The organism is Candidatus Termitispirillum reticulitermitis, from assembly GCF_054655775.1.
In genome coordinates this window covers 1-4,209 of the sequence record NZ_BAAIHG010000084.1, presented here as the reverse complement: position 1 = coordinate 4,209, position 4,209 = coordinate 1, and the positions used below count along the sequence as shown (strand labels likewise).

Sequence of the window (4,209 nt, the reverse complement as noted above, 5' to 3'; positions counted from 1 at the left end):
TAGTATCAGCACAGTATACGCCACATCGCGTGGCATGCCTACAGTAGCTACAAAGTTTGCCACCCCGTTTGCAAATATCATAGGTGGCGTGCCCGTTAGCTTAGAGCCGTTCACATACACACCTACAGCTATCAGAGCCGTAACAGCAAGACTAGTTTCAATCAACATTGCCCCATAGCCGATAGGTTTAGCATCAGCTTCGCTGTCCAGCTGCTTAGCGGTGGTGCCAGAAGATATCAAGCTGTGGAAACCCGATATTGACCCGCAGGCTATAGTGATGAACAGTATAGGAAACAGCGTCCAGCCCGGTATAGGCTCCCAGCTAGTGAAAGCAGGCAGGCTTATAGTAGGATTGCTAGCTATAATGCCAACCACAGCCATAATCATCATTGCATATAGCAGGAACGAGTTTAAGAAGTCGCGCGGTTGCAATAGTATCCACACAGGGGTAACCGATGCGACAAATATATAACCAAGCACGATATACATCCAGACAGGCTTGGTCAGGTATATAGGGAACTTCATTCCCAGCCATACGCAGAGCACAACGAGAGCAATACCCAATGCACATGATTTAACCGTGCTTTGGCTGATACGTGATAGTATAAGCCCGAATATAATAGCTACAAATACAAATATTATAGATGTAGATGCTGCTGAAGCGTTCGGCGTAAGCTGTGCGCCGTCCTTTGTAAAGCCTACAAATGTGCTGGCAACAATGTCAGCAAAAGCCGCAACCACCAGAACTAACGTCAGCCACGAGAATATAATAAATAGGCGTTTGCCTGAAATCCCCAATGTCTGTTGGATAATAACCCCAATAGACTGCCCTTTGTTGCGCACAGACGCAAACAAAGAGGAGAAATCATGCACAGCACCAATGAATATGCCGCCAATAATCAACCACAAGAACACTGGCACCCAGCCAAAGACTGCCGCCATAATAGGACCATTGATAGGTCCGGCACCCGCGATGGATGCAAAGTGGTGACCCATCAAGACAGGAGCCTTTGTGGGAATGTAGTCAATGCCGTCCCTCATAGTGTGCGCAGGAGTGGGCTTAGTAGGGTCTATACCCCATTGACGCGCAAGCCAGCTACCATAGCAGATATACGCTATAGCAAGTAGAACTAATGCTAACAACAAAATAACAATTGCGTTCATAATAACCTCATTTACTTAATATATCACACACATTATTCTTTAACGATTTGCCATCCCTGTTGCTTACGACACTGCGGATGTTCACCTTGCCCCCGCCGACATTATCACTGTCTAATACCACCGCCACTACATTAGCTACCGAATAGCCGTGAAACCAAAAACGATACATCTTGTATTGACTAAACTTTTTAACCTTTCTAGCAACACTCTCATCAATGCTGCCACATAACACCACCATGCTGATATAGGAATACATATGCTCGCCATGTGGCTTGACAAGCTCCCTCTCTGCAACCTTTGCAATATCTACAATAGCCTGAAACGCTTGCTCATCAATACGCTCAAATGAAAGTATGAATAGATACTCGCTACCCTCACTCACACCGATGATAGCCTTTTTCATTAAAACATACTTCTCTTTGCGGGCGTGGAACTCACCAAACACAGGCACAACTATTTGCTTTGCCTGCCCCGTCTGCCCTAGGCGATAATCTCTCTTAATATCAAAATACGCAACATACGCACTGGCTAGCTTTTCACTAGCCGTGCGCAGAACATCATTAAATCTATCCATTTATCAGACCTATCAGAGTATAAAGTCTCATACTCTAACATAAATAAAAGATAAAAACAAACAATTATTTTATTTTCTTTGTCAACCGTATAGTCCCACTATTTTTACTTCATAGCATTGTCAAGCGCATCTATAGCATTTGTTGATATAGTTATAGACTGTGTCAGGCTCTGCCTAGCAAGTGCAGGGTTGTGGAAACCATCTGAGTTTTCTGCCGTCCAGTATTCCCACAATATATGCGCCTGAGAATGCGCCTTGCGAGCCGCCTCCAACACTTCAGGGCTTACATTCGCCCTATTAGCCTCGTTTATCTTATCAATTAGCGTTGACAGCCAGAACTCCGCCTTGCGCATACGCCCCTTAGTATAGGCTTTCACAGAGTCCATAGTGTAAATAGCCTGCTCTTCCGTCCACTGACTATGACAGCCCGACTTCAAGCACGCCGCTTTTGCTATATGTCGCGGAGATTGCGCAAAGTGGTCGGTGAACTTGCCACCCTCTCCCTTAACGCTCATCTGCGTATGGCAATCCGCACAACCAACGCCAAGTTTAGAGTGTGTAGATTCATAATACGTTTCAAACTCTGGATGCTGTCCTTTCCACAGGGGTGCGCCGTCAAATTTGTTCTTAAAATCTACAAACTTTATATCTTCATAGTAGTGAGTGTATAGCTCTAGCGCATTTTTCAGCGGATAGTGATTGGTCAGCCTGCTGTTAAAGCCAACAGGTTCGCCCGTCTCCGCATTAGTCCCTGGGTTGCAGTTATACTCAACGTGGCATTGTGCACACATCAGCCTGCTATCTGGCTTATCTAACAGGGCAATCTTGCGCTCGTAGCCACGCTCACCCATAGTGATAACCTCTATCTTGGTGCGGTTAGCATCCCGTGTATATACGTTGTCGGCTGTTTCATCGCTCAGTGCCTCAATGAGCGCGTCCCGTATGATACGCGGTTTAGCCGCATGAGGGTCGTGGCAGAAGAAACAGTTAATGCCGTAATTGGTGCTCTTTGCCATTTGCACTGAATTGGATGTCCTGCTCCACTTAGCACCCACATCAGGGTCGCCCATATATGCCCAATCCAGTATATGGTCAGCCGTCTTACAGTTTATACATACAGGGTTGTTAGCAGTCGCAGTTTGTGGTAGGAATGACTTTTGCCCTGGCTCCTCTGGGTGTGTGTCTTCAAGTATATCCCACACTCTGCCCGTTTCCAGCACATATTCCCAGCCGTGTTTTGGTTGAAATCTGCCGCCGAATGCGCGGTCAACAACATATTGGTCTATCAACATCAACGCATGCGGGCGGGTAAGTGCATGCTCTTTTGTAAAGCCGTGCGGTGCCATAAGCTTATCATACCAAACGGGAATTCTGTTAGTAGGTTGTGATTTTTCATCACGTGCAGGGCGGTGGTAGCTAACCTGCAACATTGTGTCCATCTGCTGTGCATGGCACTGTCCGCAAGATTGCCAAGAGGTGTCGGTTCCCGGTCTATCGGCACTGTCCGCTAAATGCGCCGCCAGCTCAGTGTGGCAGGATATACAATTGACATCTTTATGCGTGCCCGACTTGTGGAGTGTGCCGACTGTATCGTGACACTCAAAGCATTGCGCTAGTTTGACCTTGCTCTGCCCTTGCGCGGCTTTGCCAGCCTCTATAGCAAACTCTGCAGCTGTGTCAGCACTGCCATCCGCCGCTTTTTTGCTAGTCTTGGTCGTCCTAGTGCAGCCTGCCACTAACATTACAAGCGTGAGCGTTGCTACTGATGCAAGTAGTAAAACTTTGGTTTTCATCTGTCAGTCTCCCCATTTATCATTCTACATCGCGCAGAATTCTTGAGTCAGCCCTTCGCGCGCCTTCTTTTCATCTAAAACACCTTGTGTTATATACACTGCTGCATAGAATATTGATACATAGTCTCTGCCAACGCTATCTTGTATTGCTAACATCTTCTGCTCATCTTTACCTACAAAGCGCGCTACACCCGACATCAACTCACTATACCAGCTATCCAACGCCACTTGAGCTTCGCTCTTATCGCGATAGACTATATCCATCGCTTTCTTTATGTCTTTCACATCACGAGTGTTAGCAACATTAGTGTTATTTGTAGCGTTGTCTAGTCCAAGCTGGGCGGTTTTCTGTCGGAGCATAGCGAGGTTCTCGTCTAACAGCCAGCGGGCATCGTAGCAAGCAAGCCTGTAGTGACCAGTCTTAATGTTAGTGAGCGTGGCACTATCTCCACCCGTGCGGTGCACCACAACAGCCACCACCGTCACTACAACAGAAACGAGTGCAACACAAACAACTATAAACTTGCGCTTGCCCACAGCAAGATTTTACAAAGATAAGAGGGCAAAGTCAAACAGTTTTTGGAATACGAACAGAAAACGAGCTAAAAAACTAGCCTAAAAACTAGCAATAAAATTATTGCCACATTAAAGGAGAATCCGCTTATCACGCTTGACGCA

General features: G+C 46.5%; 4 protein-coding genes. All 4 read right to left on the bottom strand.

The genetic code is table 11. From position 1 onward, the window contains the following. Positions 1–1,164 (bottom strand): carbon starvation CstA family protein (locus AC1MDJ_RS06935; RefSeq protein WP_479690202.1); only part of this gene is annotated, 1,164 nt, incomplete at its 3' end. A 7-nt stretch (positions 1,165–1,171) separates the two neighbouring features. Next, positions 1,172–1,738 (bottom strand): DUF8052 family protein, encoded by a 567-nt coding sequence (locus AC1MDJ_RS06930; RefSeq protein ID WP_479690201.1) that lies wholly within the window; start codon positions 1,736–1,738, stop codon positions 1,172–1,174. Positions 1,739–1,842: 104 nt separating this feature from the next. After that, the gene (locus AC1MDJ_RS06925) at positions 1,843–3,531 is read right to left on the bottom strand and encodes an ammonia-forming cytochrome c nitrite reductase subunit c552 (protein ID WP_479690200.1); all 1,689 of its coding nucleotides are present in this window, start codon (positions 3,529–3,531) and stop codon (positions 1,843–1,845) included. A gap of 24 nt (positions 3,532–3,555) precedes the next feature. Beyond that, positions 3,556–4,068 carry a hypothetical protein gene (locus tag AC1MDJ_RS06920; protein ID WP_479690199.1) on the bottom strand — a complete coding sequence of 171 codons (513 nt, stop codon included), beginning with the start codon at positions 4,066–4,068 and terminating at the stop codon, positions 3,556–3,558. Positions 4,069–4,209 lie beyond the last annotated feature (141 nt).

Bases quoted from the DNA above. Each gene is read 5' to 3' on its own strand.
- AC1MDJ_RS06930 (WP_479690201.1), bottom strand. From the start codon at position 1,738: ATGGATAGATTTAATGATGTTCTGCGCACGGCTAGTGAAAAGCTAGCC.
- AC1MDJ_RS06925 (WP_479690200.1), bottom strand. From the start codon at position 3,531: ATGAAAACCAAAGTTTTACTACTTGCATCAGTAGCAACGCTCACGCTT.